Raw genomic sequence first — 334 nt, forward strand, 5'->3', positions numbered from 1 at the left:
AGTCTTCGCAAAACCAGTGGGGTCTCGTTTCAAATTTGTTCACAACAGGCTTGATTTAGGCTTCAAATACCGTGTGTTGTGTCGTCATAGCCCACGCTATCCGGGCGAGTTTATTCGCTAACGCACAGGCCACAATATTAGAATGCTTTCGTTCAAGTTGCCGTTTAACCCAGTCAGCCAGTTTGCCCTTTCTATGCTCAATATGCATTATGAACGTTCGGGCACATAGCACCAACAGTTGCCGGAGTGTCTTATTACCCCGTTTACTGATCCCTAATAAGGTTGTCTTTCCCCCGGTACTGTATTGGCGGGGAACCAATCCCGTCGAGGCTGC

The 334-nt window shown here is 48.2% G+C and carries 1 protein-coding gene; it reads right to left on the reverse strand.

Annotated elements, in window-relative coordinates:
* Positions 1-55: 55 nt before the first annotated feature.
* Positions 56-334, reverse strand: a 279-nt coding sequence (locus AAC147_RS19090; RefSeq protein WP_047683883.1) for an IS110 family transposase, incomplete at its 5' end; no start/stop codon positions are given.

The sequence above is a fragment of the Xenorhabdus sp. NBAII XenSa04 genome (assembly GCF_963866145.1).
Classification (GTDB): domain Bacteria; phylum Pseudomonadota; class Gammaproteobacteria; order Enterobacterales; family Enterobacteriaceae; genus Xenorhabdus; species Xenorhabdus indica.